Origin of the sequence: Gordonia cholesterolivorans (assembly GCF_039531975.1) — a bacterium.
Taxonomy (GTDB): Bacteria; Actinomycetota; Actinomycetes; order Mycobacteriales; family Mycobacteriaceae; genus Gordonia; species Gordonia sihwensis.
Window position 1 is genome coordinate 1 of the sequence record NZ_BAAARB010000029.1, and the last position, 18,535, is coordinate 18,535.

Genomic DNA, 18,535 nt, shown 5'->3' on the forward strand with positions numbered 1-18,535 from the left:
CACCGCGGCGGCCTTCTCCTCGACCGAGTAGCGACGAGTCGTCGGCTTCCCATTCGCCAGTTCCTTCGGCATAACTCCATCCTCGTTTCCAAGGTCAGGAGCCTCCAACAAACCCAGGGCGCTTCAAACGTCCCTCTCAGGCTCGTTGAGCGAGCCCTCCCCCGGCTGGTTGAGCGAGCGAAGCGAGTCGAAACCAACCCGCACACACCATGTCTCGATACGCCGCACTCGCTACGCTCACACGCCTACTCGACAAACCTCGGAACGAAGGCGAGCGCCCCCTCCAGGCCGGTTGAGCGAGCGAAGCGAGTCGAAACCACAACGCGCGCAGCATGTCTCGATACGACGCGCTCGCTACGCTCACACGCCTACTCGACGAACCTCGGAACGACGACGAGCGCCCCCTCCAGGCCGGTTGAGCGAGCCCCCAGGCTCGTTGAGCGAGCGAAGCGAGTCGAAACCACAATGCACACACCATGTCTCGACACGCCGCGCTCGCTACGCTCACACGCCCACTCGACAAACCTCGGAACGACGACGAGCGCCCCCTCCAGGCCGGTTGAGCGAGCCCCCAGGCTCGTTGAGCGAGCGAAGCGAGTCGAAACCAACCCGCTACACACCATGTCTCGATACGACGCGCTCGCTACGCTCACACGCCTACTCATAGGCCTGGGGACGACGGCGAGTGTCCCCAACCACCGCGCGCAGACCCGCCCAGACAGCGCACCTACGCGAACGTCAGACCGATCAACACCACGTTGAGCACGACGATGGCGACTGCGGCGACAGCGGAGGCCCAGCGCAACGGGCGGCCGTCGGCGAACTCGCCCATCAAGGCCCGGTCCGCGGTGTAGCGACGCAGGGGAACGATCGCGAACGGGATCCCGAAGCTGAGCACCACCTGCGAGATGACCAGCGCCATCGTCGGATTCACACCCAGCGCCAGGACGACGACCGCCGGGATCAGCGTCACCGCGCGGCGTACGAGAATCGGAATCCGCCGCTTGAGCAGCCCTCCCATGATCGCGCCACCGGCGTACGCGCCGACCGACGTCGAAGCGATACCGGACGCGAGCAGACCGACGGCGAACACCGCCGCCACCACCGGCCCGAGCGCATCGCGTACCGCATCGTGCGCCCCCTCGATGCTGTCGGTGCCCTCGCGTCCATACAGACTCGACGCAGCGAGGACCAGGAGCGCGATGTTCACAGTGCCCGCGATCACGAGCGCGATGACGACGTCGATCCGCGTGACCGCGAGCAGCCTGCGCGTGCGGCCGGCGCCGATCGGCTGACCATGCCGGTCGATCACCAGGGACGAATGCAGATAGATCGCGTGGGGCATCACCGTCGCCCCCAGCATCGATGCCGCGAGCAGCACAGTCTCGGCGCCGTCGAGCCGGGGAACCATGCCGTTGATGATCCCGCCGGCGTCGGGCGGATTCACGAGCAGTCCGGCCAGGAAACCGAAGACGATCACGGCCAACAGCGCCACGATCGCAGTTTCGAATCGCCGCTGTCGGCGCCGATCGGCCATCGAGAGGATCGCCATCGACACCAGGCCGACGATCACTCCGCCGATCGGCAACGGCAGTCCGAAGAGCAGGTTGAGGGCGATCGCACCGCCGATCACCTCGGCGATGTCGGTGGCTCCCGCCACGAGTTCGGCCTGGGCCCAGAACAGCAGACGCGACCGCCGCGACAGGCGCCGCCCCAACGTCTCGGGGAGCGTCTTCCCCGTCACCACCCCGAGTTTGGCCGACTGATACTGCACCATCACCGCCATCACGTTGGCGACGACCAGTACCCAGACGAGGAGATACCCGTACTTCGCGCCGGCGGTGATGTTGGCCGCGACATTGCCGGGATCGACGTAGGCGATCGCCGCGACGAACGCCGGTCCCAGCAGGCCCACGGCGCGCAAACGAGTCCCCGACCCCCTTGTGCGAAGCATGTAATGAGGCTAGGCGTTCACCAATGATTCGGTCAACCGAACTCTAATGTGCGGATGCTCACCAATGACTCGTCACTTGCTCGATTCCGGCGCGCACGACACCCCACCCACGCGGACGACTCCGATATGTAGTACCCACAAGAGAGGAAATCGTCGCATCGGAAGGCCGCCATCATGACCGTCACAGTCCCGCAGTCCTTCGCTGTCGAAATCGGCGACCTCACACTGCGCGGCGACCACTGGCGCGCGATCGGTTCCGGCCCCGCGGCCGCTCCCGCGCTGCTGCTGCACGGCGGAGGGCAGACCCGCCATTCGTGGGACCGCACCGCCTCCGCCCTGGTCTCGCGCGGACGGGATGTCTACACCATCGATCTGCGCGGACACGGCGACAGCGACTGGGCGCGCGACCACGACTACGGGTTGGAGGCGTTCGTCTCCGACCTGCGCGGCGTGCTCCCGACACTGTCTGGCGCCCCCGTGATCGTCGGTGCGTCGCTCGGCGGCATCACCGGCCTCTGCACCGCGGGCGAGGACCCGTCGGCCGCGGCGGCGCTCGTGCTGGTGGACATCGTGGTCAACGTGGAGCAGACGGGCATCGACCGCATCAAGGCGTTCATGACCGATCACGTCGACGGATTCGCGAGCCTGGAGGAGGTGGCCGACGCGGTGGCGGCGTACAACCCGGCACGAACACGTCCGGCGACCCTGGACGGACTACGCAAGAACGTGCGACGCCGCGACGACGGACGCTGGTACTGGCACTGGGACCCGCAGTTCATCCGGTCGGGCGACGGCGACGAACCGCGCCGGCACACCGATCCCGAACGCCTGGCCGAGGCCGCCCGGAACGTCACCGTTCCGACGCTCATCGTCCGCGGCGGGAAGTCGGATGTTGTGAGCGACGCCGGCGTGCAGCACATGCGCGCATTGATCCCCCACGCGGAGACCGCCGACGTCAGCGGCGCAGGCCACATGGTTGCCGGAGACGACAACGAGGTCTTCGCCGCGGCGATCGAGGGATTCCTGGACCGTAGCGGTTTGTAACCCAGGCCTTGTCGTACCCCCGCGATAGGCTTCGTACATACAATCGGATAGAGAGTGATCGACGACACGGATAGGGGGTGAGTCGGATGGATGCAGATCAGACGGAAGCCGAGCCGTCAACGGCGCTGCCAACAGATCCGGCCACCCTGGTCGCCATGATCGAGGGGGCGACGGTTGCACTCGCCGCTGCCCGGTTCACCGCCGCCACCGAGGAACAGCTCCTCGAGATCGCCGAGGTTCTCGAGCGAGTGCACCGCCGGCTCGACGCCGTCGACGCCGCGCTGCTGGTGGAGGTCTCCGACCGCGGCGCCTACCGCAAGGACGGCTACCTGTCACTGCATCAGTACCTGTCCTCGGGACTGCGTCTGGGCGACGGTGAGGCCCGCCGCCGACGGACCAGCGTTGCCGCGATCGGCCGCTTCACCGGACTACAGGGCCAAACCCTCCCACCGGCGCGCCTGGCCACCGCCGATGCGGTCACCGACGGGGTCATCGGTGCGGCCCACGTCCGGGAGATCGATGCGATCATGGACAGAATCCCGGCCGCCGTCGACCCACTGACGCGTGAACAGGCCGAGGCCCAGTTGGCTGCTGTGGCGCGGGAGCTGACCCCGGACGGCGTCCGAGCCGCCGGGATCCGGCTGCTAGCGCACCTGGACCCCGACGGATCACTGACCGACGAGCGGGACCGCAAGCGGCGCCGCAAGTTCGCCTTGATGCCGCAGGACCGGCGGCTGATGAGCAAAGTGACTGCGTCCCTGACCCCGGCGCTGCGGGCCCGCTTCGAACTCCTGTTGGGTTCGTGGGCCGCACCCGGCATGAACAACCCGGCAGATCCGGAGTCTCCACGCGGGGCGTGCGAAGTCGCCGACCCCGCCGCGGTCGCCGCTGCGGCCGAGCGCGACGACCGCACCGCCGGACAACGCGGCCACGACGCCCTCGTCGCGCTGCTCGACGCCGAACGCGCACTGACCGCCGCCGCAACCACCGGGAACGGCCGGCTGTCGTCGCAGATCGTCGTCACCGTCACAGACAAAGAACTGCGCGAGCACGCGGGTGTCGCCTTGACCGCGACGGGTACTCGGCTGCCCGTCGCTGAGTTGATCGAAGTCGCTGCCGACGCGACTCCGCATTTGGCGGTGTTCTCTCACCACACCGGCCAGGCCCTCTACCTGGGTCGGGGACGACGCCTCGCGTCGAAAGCCCAGCGGCTGATGCTCTTCGCCCGCGACCGCGGGTGCACCGCCCCCGGATGCTCAGCACCGTTCGCCCGCACCCAGGCCCACCACTTCCCCGATTACGCGGACGGCGGTCCCACCGATGTCGACCACCTCGGGGCGGCGTGCGGCCGTCACAACCGCTCAGTGGGCAAGGCCGCCGGCGACTGGGAGACGATGCTCCTCATCGACGGTCCACACGCCGGGCGCATCGCGTGGCGACCCGTCGCTGCTCGGTACCCTCGGAAAGGGTGGAGGGTCAACCAGATCCACCACGCCGAACTCCTGCCCGATCAGGGTCCGCACGCCCCGCCCGCACCGGGCGACTCCCGCGGCGAGGCCTACCTCGCCCGCCTCATCGCCGCCTGACCGGCGGAGCACCGCGCGCCCCGAGGATCTGAGCGTGGACCGCTCCTACGCGAACGCCTTGCGCACCTGATCTGCGGTGAGCCCGTAGTCCTCAAGCGCGTACTTGTGCTGCGGCCGGCGGTCGCCCGACTTGGAATCCTCGTCGAGCGCGGTCATCGCCCCTTTGGCGGCGTCGGTGAACTCGGCACCGATCGCGTCGTACACGCGCTCCACGGTTCCGAACGGGTCCGCCCTCAGATCGGTGAAGTCGACGTCGACGAACTGCGCCGGGTCGTACTTCTCGCGCGCCCGAGAGAACGCGTGCAGACCGCGCGACCACAGATCGAGTTGCGTCTGCCCGATCCGGTCCCTGGTGAACGCACGCGAGTAGCCCGCCGTCGCCTGCTCCGCGAGGCTGCACATGGATCCGATGATCGTCTCCGGCGCACGATGCGTCTGCACGATGACAGCGTCGGGATACACCTCCATGATCGCGTCGAGCGCGAAGAGATGGCTCGGGTTCTTCAGCACCCAGCGCCGATCGACGTCGTTGCCGCCGATGAGCTGGAGATTGCGCCGGTGGCGCTCGTAGGCGGGCGTCCAATCCTGCTGCGCGAGCCACTCCGAGTACTCGGGAATGTGCGCGAGCGATTCGTACGAGATCGACATCAGCGACTGCCGCAGCAGTTGCCAGCACTCCTCCACCTCGGCCGCGCCCATGTAGTGCAGCCCCATGAACTCCGGGTTCTCCACGTGATGCTGCGACAACCCGGCGTCTATCTGCTGAAAGACCGGGTTCGCGTCCCATGTCTCGCGCGGAGGCCGCGGCTGCGGGAACTCCGTCAGCCACATCTCCAGCCCCTGATGGGCGGGGTCGGCGGCCAGCAGCCTGTGCAACGCGGTGGTGCCGGTCCGCGGCAGTCCGGTGACGAACACCGGCCGTTCCACCGGCACCCGCACGTAATCCGGGTTGTTCTTCCACCCCGCCTCGCTGAGCAGCCGTGCGATCAGCGCGCCCTTGAGGAAGTAGCGGAACATCTTGCTGCCCAACGGTTCCAGATCGGCGGACTGCGCGTACGACGACAGCAGCACCTCGAGACCTTCGAGGTAGTCCGTGTCGCCGAAGTCGTCGAGGCCGACGGCGCGGATCGCCGCCTCATGCAGTTCGTCGACCGTGCCGACAGTGGTTCGGGACTCAGTCATGGTATTCACCGCAGTTCACGTCGAGAGTGTGTCCGGTGATCGCCCGCGCGAGGTCGGAGGCGAGGAACAGCACCGCGTCTGCGATCTCCGCCGGCTCCGGCAGCCGTTTCAGATCGCTGCGCGACGCGGTTTGCTCGTAGACCTGCTCCGGGGTGATCCCGTATTTCTTCGCGACCTCGCCGAAGTACCACTTCAGCTGGTCGTCCCAGATGTATCCGGGCGCGACGCTGTTGACCCGAATCCCCTCGCCGCCGAGCTCGGTTGCCAGTGTCTGCGACATCGACAGCAGCGCCGACTTAGCGATCTTGTAGCTGCCGTAACGCGGCTCCGAATGCCGGATCACCATGGAGTTGACGTTCACGATCGACCCGTTCGCCTCGCTCAACGCGGGCGTGAACGCCTTGATGACTCGGAGTGTGCCGAGCACGGTGAGGTCGAGACCGGAAGTGATCTGGTCGAAGTCGGTGCGGCCCAGCGGCTTCATCGACGGGACCGCGAAGGCGTTGTTGACCAGGACGTCGACCCCGCCGAACTCGGCCATGGTGCGATCGACGAGGTTCGCCACCGCGGCATCGTCGGTGATGTCGGTGGGGACGGTCAGCGCCTCGCCGCCCGCCTGCCGGATCTCGGCCGCGATCTCCGCGAGCCGCGACTCGGTCCGTGCCGCGAGCACCACGCGAGCCCCCTGGGCCGCGGAACGCACGCACACCGCACGGCCCAGCGCCGGACCCACTCCGGAGACGACGACGATCTTTCCGTCGAGAAGACCTGCCATTACCCGTCCTGTCTATCCGAGCCTGTCTATCCGAGCATCCGGCGGGCGAATGCCCGTTGCCGGACCGCGATCCGCTCTGCCCAGCCGGCGGCGTCGATCCGGTTGTCCCGGTAGTACGGCAGATGCGAGGGAACGTCGGCATCGTTCACCACCACGGCCGTGGGACCCTGCTCGGCAGTGATCGGCGCATCGGTCCGCTGCCACCGGAACTGCAGGATGCCGCGCCGCCGGCCGGTGGTCTCCACCCAGTTCGCGATTCCCGGATCGTTCGCCGCAATCACCATCCGGATCATTCCGTCCGGGTCCACCTGAGCCTGAGCCGAGTTCAGCGACGTCTGATGATTCACATAGTCGAGCGAGATGTACCACATGCTGCCGAGCTGAAAGCCCTGGTAGGGCGCATCGGAGCACGGCACGGTCACCACCATCGACCGGCCCGCGGGCAGATCGAAGTGACCGACCGACGAGTACTGAGTCGCCAACCCGCCCGGCGTGGTGCGCGGCGCCGTGAAGGTGTTGACCGGCTCACCGAGGTAGAACCACTTGGGGAAGTTGAACCATGTGTTCACGCGCGAGGTCAGCATCTTCGCCGCCACGGCGTAGCGCTTGGCGATCCGGTCGGTGGAGAGTTCCGCGGGTGGAAGTCCGACGGTGTCCACCCGCTCAATGGTGATCGAACCCTTCTGCTCGGCGGCCCAGTCGCTGTACACCTCCCGGACCGAGAGCATGGTCGCGCCCTCACCCAGCACGAAGTGGGTGCCGTCGGGCACTCCCGGCCGCTCCGGCCCGAACGTGATCTCGAAACTCCCGTCGTCGGCGATCGGGATCACGCGATCGTCGAAGGCGGTCTCTCCGCCGGGGACCTCATCCGCCGTGTAATTGCCCCGGATCACCTGAAAGGCCAGATCAGCGGTGGTGCCGCGCACGCCCCGCACCACGTACGTGGCCTCGGGAACCACCGTCGCGTGGTAATAGAGCGTGTCCGGGTTGTCGAGCCCCATCTTGGAGTACGGCCCCGTGGAAGTCACGAAATAGGGATGCGTCTTCTCCCCCGCGCGTGCCACCTGGAGAATCGACGAGATGCCGCCCGCCAGATAGTCGAGACCCTCCGCGCGCTCGGCGTCGGTCTCGGCGAAGTCCGCACTGCGCACCAGCGCCTCGGCTTCGGCGATCGCCGCGGTGAACGGCGCGGTGACCGACTCCGCGGGCTCGGTCACAGCCACGTGTCGCCTCCGGTCCAGGTGAGGAAGTTGTCGAGTTCGGCCTGAGCCGGCGTCACCCGCGGATGCTCGGTGGACAGGTAGCCGCCGCGATAGAACAGCAGAGGCTTGTCCTGCAGCACTTCGCCGAGGATCTGAGCCCGCCCGATGACGATCCAGTGGTCGCCCCCGTCGGTGACCGAGTCCACCGAGCACTCCACCCAGGTGAGACTGTGCCGCAGCACCGGCAGCCCCGCGGGCGACGGATCCCAGGTGATCGACTTGAACTTGTCGGCCCCCGGCGCGCCGAAGGTCGCGCTGACATCCTGCTGCCGGTTCGACAGCACGTTGACGCAGAACTGCCCCCGCGCCTCGATCACCGGCCAGGTTCGCGACGTCTTCTGCGGACAGAACAGGACCAGCGGCGGGTCCAGCGACAGCGCCGCGAACGACTGACAGGCGAAGCCGACCGGCTTCTCCTCCTCGTCGAGCGTGGTGATCACCGTGACCCCGGTGCAGAACTGGCCCATCGCGGTCCGGAACTGCCGGGAGTCGAAGTCGTCGGTCCCGTACGGGGAGTGCGGAGTCATGTCGGTTTCCCTTCGGTGGGGTCGGATGCAGTGGGTCGGGTGCAGTGCGGCCGGATGATCGGGCCGAGCGGACGGAGTGGGCAATCGACTCACTCCGCTCGCTCGACCGGCGGAACGGGCTCGGACCTACTTCATACCGATCGTGAAATCGTGACCCCAGAGGCTGACCGCCGTCGATTCGCGGGCGATCCAGTCGGTGTCGTCCACCTGCCTGCCCTCGCAACCGAACTCGACGTCGAAGCCGCCGGGCGTCTTCATGTAGAACGAGAGCATCAGGTCGTTCACGTGGCGACCGAGCGTGGCCGACATCGGCACCTTCCTGCGCAGCGCGCGGTCGTGGGCCAGGCCGACGTCGTCGGAGTTCTCGACCTCGACCATCAGATGCACGATGCCGGTGCTGTTCGGGATCGGCAGGAACGCCAGCGAGTGGTGCCGAGGGTTGCAACCGAAGAACCGCAGCCACGCCGGCTCCTCACCCTCCTGACGCCCGACCACCTGCGGCGGGAGCCGCATCGAGTCGCGGAGCCGGAAGCCCAGAACGTCCCGGTAGAACGTCAGCGCCCGCGCGTCGTCGGTGGTGGTGAGGACCACGTGACCCAGGCCCTGCTCGCCGGTGACGAAGGTGTGGCCGTACGGGCTCACCACCCGGCGATGCTGCAGCGCCACCCCGTGGAAGGCCTCGAGGACGTTCCCGTCGGGATCGGAGAAGACGATCAACTCGTCGACGCGGCGGTCGGCGATCTCCTCCGGGGTGCCCTCCCGGAACTCGACACCCGCGGCGCTGAGCCGGTCACGGACCTCCTGCAGCCCGGCCGCGGTGGCGCACTCCCAGCCCGAGCACGCGAGATGATCGCGATCGGAGGGCACGATCACCAGGCGCGCCGGGAAGTCGTCCATCCGCAGATAGAGGGCGCCCGGGATGGACCCCGAACCCTCCACCATGCCGAGCACCTTCAGCCCGTACTCACGCCACGCGTCCATGTCCGTGGCGTCTATCCGCATGTAGCCGAGAGACCGGATCGGGCTCTGGTCGTCAGTCATGTGTTCGTCGTTCCTCGTCAAGTAGTCGGGCCGTCGCGCTATACCATCGTGTCGCCGATGGGGATGCCGAACTCGCCGTTGCCGAAGGCCTGGTAGGCCCGTTCCGGGTCGTTGGCCGCATGAACGCGGCCGGCGTGGGCGTCGCGCCAGAAACGCTGGATCGGCGTCCCGTTCTCCAGTGCGTGCGCGCCGGAGTTCTCGAAGAGCAGATCGATGGAGTCGATCGCACGCGACGTCGCTCGGACCTGGTCGCGGCGCGCGGCCAGACGCAGTTCCATCGGCACCTCTTCACCGGCGACGATCAGGTCGTACTCGGCCTGCAGATTGCCCGAGAGCTGACGCCACGCGGCGTCGATGTCCGAGGCGGCCTCGGCGATGCGAACCTTGGCGAACGGATCGTCCTTGGCCTTCTCGCCCGCGTAGGCGGCGCGGACGCGCTTGCCCTGATGCTCGACGTGGGCGGCGTAGGCGCCGTAGGCCATGCCGACGATCGGGGTCGAGATGGTCGACGGGTGGATGGTGCCCCACGGCATCTTGTAGACCGGCGCCGTGTTGCGCTCGAGCCCGGGAGCGGCGCCCTTGCTCATGACGCCGAAGCTCAGAACCCGGTGCGTGGGAACGAAGACGTCCTTGACCTCGATGGTGTTGGAGCCGGTGCCGCGCAGGCCCACGACGTTCCACACGTCCTTGATGTTGTAGTCGGTCCGCGGGATCAGGAAGCTGACGAAGTCGACCGGCTTGCCGTTCTTGATGACCGGTCCGCCGACGACCACCCAGTCGGCGATGTCGCAGCCGGACGACCACGCCCAGGAGCCGTTGACCTTGTAGCCGCCGTCGACGACCTCACCCATGCCCATCGGTGCGTACGAGGACGAGATGCGGACATTGGGATCCTCGCCCCAGACGTCTTCCTGCGCCTGCTGGCTGAACAGCGCGAGATGCCAGTTGTGGACACCGACGATGCCCGCGACCCACCCGGTGGAACCGCAGGCCGTGGCCAGACGGCGCACCGCCTCGTAGAAGGTGACGGGGTCGGTCTCGTGACCGCCCCACTGCGCGGGCTGCAGGAGCTTGAAGAAGCCGGTCTCCTGGAGCATGTCCGCGACCTCCGCGGGGATGCGTCGCGCATCCTCCGTGGACTGCGCGCGCTGCGCGAGATCCGGCAGCAATGCATCGATCTTGTCCAGAACCTGCTGCGCGGCTTCGCTCCGCTGTGCTGACATGAGTCACTCCTGTTCGTGTGCCGTCATCGACTTACGACCAATATTAGAACACGTTCTCGTTTTGGACTAGAACACGTTCTCATTCTAGTGGAACATGTTCTACTATCGAGTCAGACGGGTCAGAGCCCGAAACGAGACCGACGAGGAGGCCGAGAAGATGGCTGACACCGACATCCGGGAGATCGACACCGGCACGCCCCCCACCCGATTCGCGCGAGGCTGGCACTGCATCGGCCTGGTGGACGAGTACAACGACGGCGAGACCCACTCGCTGGAGATCTTCGGTACCAAGCTGGTGGTGTGGGCCGACAGCAAGGGCGACATCCACACTCTGGACGCCTACTGCCGCCATATGGGCGCCGACCTGTCCATGGGCACCGTCAAGGGCGACAACGTGGCGTGCCCGTTCCACGGATGGCAGTGGAACGGCAAGGGGCGTTGCGCCGAGGTGCCCTACGCGAAGCGGCACCCGAAGCTGGCCAAGACCCGTACGTGGCCGACGATGATCCGCAACGGCCAGGTCTTCGTCTACAACGATCCCGAGGGCAACCCGCCGCCGGAGGACGTCATCATTCCCGAACTCGCCGAGTTCGGCACCGACGAGTGGACCGGGTGGACCTGGAACAAGCTCGTGATCGAGGGCTCCAACTGCCGCGAGATCATCGACAACGTGGTCGACATGGCGCACTTCTTCTACGTGCACTACGCGCTGCCGGACTACTTCAAGAACGTCTTCGAAGGTGAGACCGCGGCGCAGTACATGAACAGCCACGGCCGACCCGACGTCGGCATCTCGACCGCCTACGGCGACACCCGCCTGGAGTCGATCGCCGCGTATTACGGCCCGTCTTACATGCTGAACCCGATGGTGCAGTACTACGGCAAGTACTCGGTCGAGACGATTCTGACCAACTGCCACTACCCCATCGACTCGAACTCGTTCGTCCTCATGTTCGGCGTCATGGCGAAGATCCCGCAGGGGCTCTCGCCCGAGCAGACCGACGGCATGGTCAAGACGATCACCAAGGGCGTCGAAGTCGGGTTCATGCAGGACGTCGCGATCTGGAAGCGCAAGACCCGCATCGACAATCCGCTGCTGGTGGAGGAGGACGGACCCGTTTACCAGCTGCGACGCTGGTACGAGCAGTTCTACGTGGACGTCGCCGACGTCACCGAGGAGATGACGGGCCGCTTCGAGTACGAGATCGACACCGCCAAGGCTCAGGAGACCTGGAACAAGGAAGTCCAGGAGAACCTGCGGATCCAGGCCGAGAAGGAGGCCGCGGAGGCCGAGGCCAACGATTCCGAGGGCGCGTCGGTCTGATGACTCGCGCCGACGAGCGGGCCGCGGTCCCCGGCTGGGCGAAGGCCCCGCAGTGGGCCGGCGATCCCGAGCGCGTCGCCGCGATCGCCGACGCCACCGCCCGGGACCGCAAGCACTACCTCACCGGCGGCATGACGGACATCGAGTGCCGCACATGCCACGCACATGTGATGGTGAAGAAGACCAGCGCGCACCACACCAGCGTCCAGTGGAACGACGACGCGCTGGCCCGGTGCTCGCAGATCTCCGAGATCCGGGCCTCGGGCGGCAATGCCGCACTGCTGCCCACGTGCCCGCGGCTGTCGGCGAGCATCGATCACGGGGTCGCCGAGGGCATCATCCCGAGCGAGTCCCCGGAAGAGGATCCCGACGGCTACTGGTGAGGTCGGTCTCCCCACAGCCACGCCGCCGATTCTGCTCTGAGCAGAGTCGGCGGCGTCGTCTTCGCCGCCTGGCCTAATTTGGAGTCATGGGAGTCGTCGCGATCGTCCGCACACCATTGCTCCGGGAAGCGCTCGGAGAACATCTGCGCAGCCTTCGGCTCCGGCGGGGCGAACGTCTGGCCGACACCGCCGCCCGCGCCGGAGTGTCGGTGCAGTATCTGTCGGAGATCGAGCGCGGACGAAAGGATCCCTCCAGTGAGATGATCGCCGCCGTGGTCGGCGCCCTGGACACCACATTGGGCGACGTGACCGTAGCGGTCGGCGAGCACCTCCGCGAGACGCAGCCGACCGCGGCGGCCCCGGCGCCGTCGCGTCCGACCGCGCTGGCCTGCGCGGCCTGAGGTCACCGCTCGTCGACCACTTGATCGATCAACCCGTAGCCGACAGCGTCGGCGGCGGTGAACACCCGCGTGTGATCGGTGTCGGCGCGCAGTTCCGCCTCGTCGTGCCCGGTATGGCGCGCCAGGATTCGCTCCATCTGCGATCGCACGCGCACCAGTTCGTCGGCCTGGATGATCAAGTCGGGGATCGTGCCGCGTCCCTCCGCCGCAGGCTGATGCAGCACCAGCCTCGAATGCGGCGTCGCGGACCGCTTGCCCGGCGCCCCGGCCGCGAGGAGCACCGCTCCCACCGACACCGCCTGCCCCACGCACGTCGTGGCCACCGGCGGCCGGATGTACTGCATGGTGTCGTAGATCGCGAGCATCGCCGCCGGGTCGCCGCCTTCGCAGTTGATGTACAGCTCGATATCCCGGTCGGGGTTGTCGGCTTCGAGGTAGATCAACTGCGCGACGAGGGCGTTCGCGACGCCCGCGTCGATCGGAGTGCCGAGATAGACGATCCGGCTCGCGAGCAGATGCGAGTAGACGTCGGTGAACCGTTCGCCGGCGGGCGTCCGCTCGACGACGTTCGGGATCGGGTAGGAGCTCATCGCGCAGCCTTCCCCGTGAGGCCGAAACCGGTCCGATCGGCGTGCGGGACCACGTCCGTGAAGTTCCCGACCACCTCGTCGACGAAACCGTAGTCGCGTGCCTGCTCCGCACTGAACCACCGATCGCGGATCGAGTCCTCGAAGATCTGTTCCAGCGGGCGGCCGGTGTCCTCGGCGATCAGGCCCAGGACCGTGTCCCGCGTGTACCGCAGGTCGTCGGCCTGCAACTCCACATCGGCAGCGGTTCCGCCGATACCCGCCGACCCCTGGTGCATGAGGATGCGAGCGTGCGGCATGGCCCGGCGTTTGCCCCGGGCCCCCGCCGACAACAGGAACTGTCCCGCGCTGCAGGCGATCCCGAGAGCCAGGGTCGAGACATCGCACGGCACCACGTTCATCACGTCCCGGATCGCGAGCATCGCCGGAACCGACCCGCCGGGTGAGTGGATCCAGAGCGAGATGTCGGCGCTGTCGTCGGCCGCGGCCAGGGAGAGCATCTGCGTCGCGAGAAGGGTGCCGTTGTCGTCGTCCAACTGGCCGTCGAGTACCACGACCCGCCGCCGATACAGGTCTTGGCGGTCGTCGCGGGTGAAGTGTTGGGATTCATCGGGTTTCGTCATGGCACCAGCGTGCGCCGTCGGACGGTGCCGGTACATGCGGATCTGCCCGCAGCGGATCCGCCGACGGCGGACCCGGCCCCCGCGACCGTCGGCACGCAAGGCGAGACAGCGTGACCGTGGACACCGAAGCGGCGATGGAGAAGGATCTACAGGTGACGTCCATTTCAGCGACAGCCACCGCGAACGAAAGCGAGACCGTCATGCCCTCCTATTCCGCCGCGCCCGGCGCCCCGATCTGGTTCGACTTGATGACCAGCGACGTCGACCGCGCCTCCGACTTCTACGGCACGCTGTTCGGCTGGTCGATCGAGGAGCCGTCCCCCGATTTCGGCGGCTACCGCAACTTCACCGCCGGCGGGTCGCGCGTCGCCGGCCTGATGCCCATGAGCGGCTCCGACAACGGGCCCACGAATGTCTGGTCGGTGTACTTCCGCAGCGACGACGCTAGTGCCACCACCGACTCGGTGACCGCGGCGGGCGGCAGCGTGGTCGTGCCGCCGATGCCGGTCGGCGACATGGGGACCATGGCCGTGTATCTCGATCCGGCGGGCGGGGCGTTCGGCGTCTGGCAGCCCGGAACGCACCCCGGCTTCGTGCGGCGCGGCGAGCCCGGCACACCGTACTGGTTCGACGAGATGTCGATGGACTACGCCGCGTCATCGGCGTTCTACCCGCGGGTATTCGACTGGGAACTGGAGGAGATCGGCGGCGGCTCAGACGGGCCGGGCCGCTACGCGCAGGTGATGGTGACCGGCGGCGACGGCCGCGAAGGCACCGCCGGGATCATGGACGCGGCCGGGATGCTCGGCGACGGGCACCCGTCGTTCTGGCAGGTGTACATCACCGTCGACGACGTCCCCGCCACGCTCGCCGCTGTCGGGAGGCTGGGCGGCGAGATCCTGATGCCCGCCGATGACACGCCGTACGGCGTCCTCGCCTCGTTCAAGGACCCGATGGGCGCCGCCATCTGCGTCGCGACCCCGCCCGCCGGGATGTGACTCACGATCCGTTGCGGACCGAGTGTCGCCGCCGATAGCGTCCCAGACATGGCGAACGACTCTCTGCAACCCGACTGGACTCAGCACGGGGCGGCGTGGGCTGAACAGGACGCGATCTTCGATGCGATCTTCGCTCCGGCCACCCGAGCGCTCGTGGAAGCCGCCGACCTGACCGGCTCCGTTCTCGATGTGGGATGCGGCGGAGGCACGCTCCTGGAGGCGGCGGTCGCCGCAGGCACGGATGCCGTCGGCGTCGACATCTCGCCCGCGATGGTCGACGCAGCGAACCGTCGGGTTCCCGGCGCACGGGCTGTGGTCGCCGACGCGCAGACCGCGGATCTGCGCGGGCTCATCGGCGACCGCGGCTTCGACCGCATCGTGTCGCGATTCGGCGTGATGTTCTTCGACCGTCCGGTCGAAGCGTTCGAGAACATCCGCCGAGCGGCGGCGCCGGACGGTCGACTCGCGTTCATCTGCTGGCAGGAGGGCTCAAGCAACCGGATCTTCAGTCTCGGGACCAAGACACTCGTCTCCGCGCTCGACGAGCCGCCGGAACGTCCGGCGCCGGGCACTCCGGGCCCGCTGGCCTTCGACGACCGCGACTACCTCCGATCGATTCTCGACGGTTCCAGTTGGTCGGAGATCTCCATCGACCCCTTCACATTCGAGAGCGACTACTCGACTCCCGACGGCGCGGGCGGTCGCACGGACGGGGTCGAAGAACGTCTCGCCGTCATCCTCGCCACCAGCAGCGGACAACTCGTCTCCGACCGAGTCCGCGGCACGCTCGGCGAGGCGGGCTGGGCCGAACTCCTCGACCGCGTCCGGGCCGATCTGCGCGCCAACCTCGTCGACGGTGCGGTGAAGCACCCGAATCACTGCTGGCTGGTGACGGCCGCCGCCTGAGTCACGGCCACCGTCAGTCTCGAGCCGCCCTTTCAGTGCGAACGTGTTCTAGTTTAGGCTGTTCTGCAACACGTTCTACTTTGGCGCGATGAGCGCAGCATGCAGACGAAGGGCAGGAAATGACCACCGAAGCCATGAACACCGAAGCCGGCGAGCCGGAGACGTTCGACGTCATCGTGGTCGGTGCCGGCGGCGCCGGTCTCGCGGCCGCGCTGACCGCGGCCAGCAAAGGCCTCAAGACCGTCCTCATCGAGAAGTCGCCGTACTGGGGCGGATCCACGTCGCGGTCCGGTGGTGGCGTCTGGATTCCGAACAACTCGATCCTGCGCCGAGACGGCGTCGAGGACACCCCCGAGGAAGCACGCAAGTACGCCCACGCCATCATCGGCGAGCACGCTCCCGCCGAGCGGATCGACACCTACATCGACCGCGGACCGGAGGCTCTCGACTATCTGATCGCCCATGCACCACTGGAACTCGAGTGGGTCAAGGGATACTCGGACTACTACCCCGAGGCCCCCGGCGGTCGTGCGATGGGACGTTCGGTGGAGCCCAAGCCGTTCGACGCCCGACGCCTCGGCGACGATCTCGCGACGCTGCATCCCCAGTACACCAAGGCACCGCTGAACATGGTCGTCCTGCAGTCCGATTACCGCTGGCTCAACACCGGATTCCGGCACTGGCGCGGCCCCGTCCGAATGGCGAAGGTCGGTGCACGCTTCTTCTGGGCCCGCAGCCGCGGCAAGAAGATGATCGCCATGGGAGCCGCCCTGGCCGCGGAGCTGCTGCTCGGTTGCCGGCAGGCGGGCGTCGACATCCGGCTCAACACTCCGTTGACCGATCTGGTGACCGACAACGGCGCCGTGGTCGGAGTCAAGGTAGGGACGGGTGACGGCGCCGCCACCGAACTGCGTGCCCGTTACGGTGTGATCCTCGGCAGCGGCGGCTTCGAGCACAACGCCGAGATGCGCGCGAAGTACCAGCGCGCGCCGATCGGCAGCGAGTGGACCACCGGTGCACCGACCAACACCGGCGACGGCATCAACGCCGCGCTCGCGGTCGGCGCCGACGTCTCCCTGATGGACGACGCCTGGTGGGGACCCACCATTCCGCTGCCCAAGGGTCCGTGGTTCGCGCTCTCGGAACGCTCGGTGCCGGGCACCTTCATCGTGAACACCCGGGGCGAGCGCTTCATGAACGAATCGCTCCCCTACGTCGAGGCCGTCCACCAGATGTACGGCGGCCAGTTCGGCCAGGGCGACGGCCCAGGCGAGAACGTGCCCGGCTGGCTCATCTTCGATCAGCGCTGCCGCAACCGATACCTGTTCGCAGGCGTCACCGCACGACAGCCGCTGCCGAAGAGCTGGCTCAAGTCGGGCGTCGTCGTGAAGGCCACGACCATCGCCGAGCTCGCCGAGAAGACCGGCCTGCCCGCGGACAAGCTGCAGGCCACCACCGAGCGCTTCAACGGATTCGCCCGCAGCGGCAAGGACGAGGACTTCCACCGCGGCGACAGCGCCTACGACCACTACTACGGCGACATCACCAACAAGCCCAACCCGAGCCTCGGCGTCGTCGACAAGGCGCCCTTCTACGCCGTGAAGATGGTTCCGGGCGATCTGGGCACCAAGGGCGGCGTCAACACCGACACCGCGGGACGCGCACTGCGAGCCGACGGCAGCGTGATCGAAGGCCTCTACGCCGCGGGCAACACCAGCGCGCCGGTGATGGGCCATACCTACGCCGGTCCCGGCGCCACGATCGGCCCGGCCATGGTGTTCGGATATCTCGCCGCGCTCGACGCCGTCGAGAAGGCCAAGAACGCCACCGTCTCGCACGCAGGAGCCTGATTCATGCCCATCGATCCCTCAGTCGCCGCCGGCGCCGACCTCGGTGAAGTGACGTTCTCGTGGACGCCGCGCGAAGTGGCGCTCTACAACCTCGCCGTGGGCGGGGCCCACGACCCGTTGGACACCGCGGGTCTGCAGTACGTCCACGACTCGGAGCCGAAGGTACTGCCGTCGTTCGCCACCGTCGCGGCGACGTTCAACGCCACCGAGGCACCGAAGGTGTCGTTCCCCGGAGTGGACATCGACCTGTCGAAGGTGGTTCATGGCGCCCAGCAGGTGCGGGTGCACCGGCCGCTGCCCGCGACCGGCACCGCGACCACCCGCACGCGCATCGCCGAGGTGCAGGACAAGGGCTCGGCCGCGGTCGTCATCCAGGAATCGGTCACTCGCGACGAGAACGGCGAGCCGCTCTGGACGGCACGATCGTCGATCTTCGCCAAGGGCGAGGGCGGATTCGGCGGCGAGCGCGGCTCGTCGACCCGGGTGGATCTCCCCGACCGCGCCGCCGACCGCGAGATCCTGGTGCCGACCCAGCCGAACCAGGCGCTCCTCTACCGACTGTGCGGTGATCGAAACCCCCTGCACAGCGATCCGGAATTCGCGTCCGAGGCCGGCTTCCCGCGGCCGATCCTGCACGGGCTGTGCACGTACGGCAGCGTCTGCCGGGCCGTGGTCGACGAGGTCTTCGGCGGCGACGTCTCGGCCGTGGCCGATTACGGTGTGAGCTTCGCCGGAGTTGTGTTCCCCGGCGAGACGCTCCGAGTCCGCGCCTGGGAAGATGGCGACCGACTGCTCGTGGCCACCACCGTCGTCGACCGCGACGACGCACCGGCCCTGAGCAACGTCGTGTTCATCGAATCCTGACCGAA

General features: G+C 67.7%; 18 protein-coding genes. 9 read left to right on the forward strand and 9 right to left on the reverse strand.

Annotation, left to right across the window (positions count from 1 at the left end):
* Positions 1-727 precede the first annotated feature (727 nt).
* Complete coding sequence (locus ABFX36_RS17785; protein WP_045537452.1) at positions 728-1,954, reverse strand: Nramp family divalent metal transporter; 1,227 nt, start codon at positions 1,952-1,954, stop codon at positions 728-730.
* A 174-nt stretch (positions 1,955-2,128) separates the two neighbouring features.
* Here ABFX36_RS17785 and ABFX36_RS17790 point away from each other — a divergent pair, with 174 nt between their 5' ends.
* Both ABFX36_RS17790 and ABFX36_RS17795 read left to right on the forward strand, forming a co-directional pair.
* Positions 2,129-2,998: an alpha/beta fold hydrolase gene (locus ABFX36_RS17790; RefSeq protein WP_045537454.1), complete on the forward strand. Its 870-nt coding sequence runs from the start codon at positions 2,129-2,131 to the stop codon at positions 2,996-2,998.
* 86 nt (positions 2,999-3,084) lie between these two features.
* On the forward strand, positions 3,085-4,584 hold the full coding sequence (locus tag ABFX36_RS17795) for an HNH endonuclease signature motif containing protein (protein WP_045537456.1): 1,500 nt from the start codon (positions 3,085-3,087) through the stop codon (positions 4,582-4,584).
* 45 nt (positions 4,585-4,629) lie between these two features.
* On the opposite strand, the gene ABFX36_RS17800 is transcribed toward ABFX36_RS17795, so the two are convergent.
* From ABFX36_RS17800 to hsaA, 6 genes are all read right to left on the reverse strand, one after another.
* Complete coding sequence (locus ABFX36_RS17800) at positions 4,630-5,766, reverse strand: sulfotransferase family protein (protein ID WP_045537457.1); 1,137 nt, start codon at positions 5,764-5,766, stop codon at positions 4,630-4,632.
* Complete coding sequence (locus ABFX36_RS17805) at positions 5,759-6,541, reverse strand: SDR family oxidoreductase (protein ID WP_045537459.1); 783 nt, start codon at positions 6,539-6,541, stop codon at positions 5,759-5,761. The genes ABFX36_RS17800 and ABFX36_RS17805 overlap by 8 nt, the downstream gene beginning before the upstream one ends.
* Before the next feature lie 26 nt (positions 6,542-6,567).
* Positions 6,568-7,764, reverse strand: a complete 1,197-nt coding sequence (locus ABFX36_RS17810) for a hypothetical protein (RefSeq protein ID WP_082083898.1) — start codon at positions 7,762-7,764, stop codon at positions 6,568-6,570.
* Positions 7,755-8,330, reverse strand: a complete 576-nt coding sequence (gene hsaB / locus ABFX36_RS17815; RefSeq protein ID WP_045537461.1) for a 3-hydroxy-9,10-secoandrosta-1,3,5(10)-triene-9,17-dione monooxygenase reductase subunit — start codon at positions 8,328-8,330, stop codon at positions 7,755-7,757. The genes ABFX36_RS17810 and hsaB overlap by 10 nt, the downstream gene beginning before the upstream one ends.
* A gap of 126 nt (positions 8,331-8,456) precedes the next feature.
* Positions 8,457-9,371: an iron-dependent extradiol dioxygenase HsaC gene (gene hsaC, locus ABFX36_RS17820; protein WP_062366003.1), complete on the reverse strand. Its 915-nt coding sequence runs from the start codon at positions 9,369-9,371 to the stop codon at positions 8,457-8,459.
* 38 nt (positions 9,372-9,409) lie between these two features.
* Positions 9,410-10,594, reverse strand: a complete 1,185-nt coding sequence (hsaA, locus tag ABFX36_RS17825) for a 3-hydroxy-9,10-secoandrosta-1,3,5(10)-triene-9,17-dione monooxygenase oxygenase subunit (RefSeq protein ID WP_006897260.1) — start codon at positions 10,592-10,594, stop codon at positions 9,410-9,412.
* Between the two features lie 157 nt (positions 10,595-10,751).
* On the opposite strand from hsaA, the gene ABFX36_RS17830 reads away from it, so the two are divergent.
* From ABFX36_RS17830 to ABFX36_RS17840, 3 genes are all read left to right on the forward strand, one after another.
* Positions 10,752-11,918, forward strand: coding sequence for a 3-ketosteroid-9-alpha-monooxygenase, oxygenase component (locus tag ABFX36_RS17830; RefSeq protein WP_039867754.1), 1,167 nt, complete (start codon positions 10,752-10,754; stop codon positions 11,916-11,918).
* Positions 11,918-12,301 (forward strand): hypothetical protein, encoded by a 384-nt coding sequence (locus tag ABFX36_RS17835; RefSeq protein WP_006897262.1) that lies wholly within the window; start codon positions 11,918-11,920, stop codon positions 12,299-12,301. Before ABFX36_RS17830 ends, ABFX36_RS17835 begins: the two co-directional genes overlap by 1 nt.
* Positions 12,302-12,387: 86 nt before the next feature.
* On the forward strand, positions 12,388-12,702 hold the full coding sequence (locus ABFX36_RS17840; protein WP_346077630.1) for a helix-turn-helix domain-containing protein: 315 nt from the start codon (positions 12,388-12,390) through the stop codon (positions 12,700-12,702).
* Between the two features lie 2 nt (positions 12,703-12,704).
* On the opposite strand, the gene ABFX36_RS17845 is transcribed toward ABFX36_RS17840, so the two are convergent.
* Both ABFX36_RS17845 and ABFX36_RS17850 read right to left on the reverse strand, forming a co-directional pair.
* Entirely contained in the window at positions 12,705-13,292 is a 588-nt protein-coding gene (locus ABFX36_RS17845) for a ClpP family protease (protein ID WP_006897264.1), read from the reverse strand.
* Positions 13,289-13,912, reverse strand: a complete 624-nt coding sequence (locus tag ABFX36_RS17850; RefSeq protein ID WP_006897265.1) for a ClpP family protease — start codon at positions 13,910-13,912, stop codon at positions 13,289-13,291. Before ABFX36_RS17850 ends, ABFX36_RS17845 begins: the two co-directional genes overlap by 4 nt.
* A gap of 200 nt (positions 13,913-14,112) precedes the next feature.
* Between ABFX36_RS17850 and ABFX36_RS17855 the strand changes: the two genes are divergently transcribed.
* From ABFX36_RS17855 to ABFX36_RS17870, 4 genes are all read left to right on the forward strand, one after another.
* Entirely contained in the window at positions 14,113-14,910 is a 798-nt protein-coding gene (locus ABFX36_RS17855) for a VOC family protein (protein WP_062366120.1), read from the forward strand.
* A gap of 48 nt (positions 14,911-14,958) precedes the next feature.
* Positions 14,959-15,816, forward strand: a complete 858-nt coding sequence (locus ABFX36_RS17860; protein WP_062366005.1) for a class I SAM-dependent methyltransferase — start codon at positions 14,959-14,961, stop codon at positions 15,814-15,816.
* Between the two features lie 134 nt (positions 15,817-15,950).
* Positions 15,951-17,666: a 3-oxosteroid 1-dehydrogenase gene (gene kstD / locus ABFX36_RS17865; RefSeq protein ID WP_006897272.1), complete on the forward strand. Its 1,716-nt coding sequence runs from the start codon at positions 15,951-15,953 to the stop codon at positions 17,664-17,666.
* Positions 17,667-17,669: 3 nt separating this feature from the next.
* Positions 17,670-18,530: a MaoC/PaaZ C-terminal domain-containing protein gene (locus ABFX36_RS17870; protein ID WP_062366007.1), complete on the forward strand. Its 861-nt coding sequence runs from the start codon at positions 17,670-17,672 to the stop codon at positions 18,528-18,530.
* Positions 18,531-18,535 lie beyond the last annotated feature (5 nt).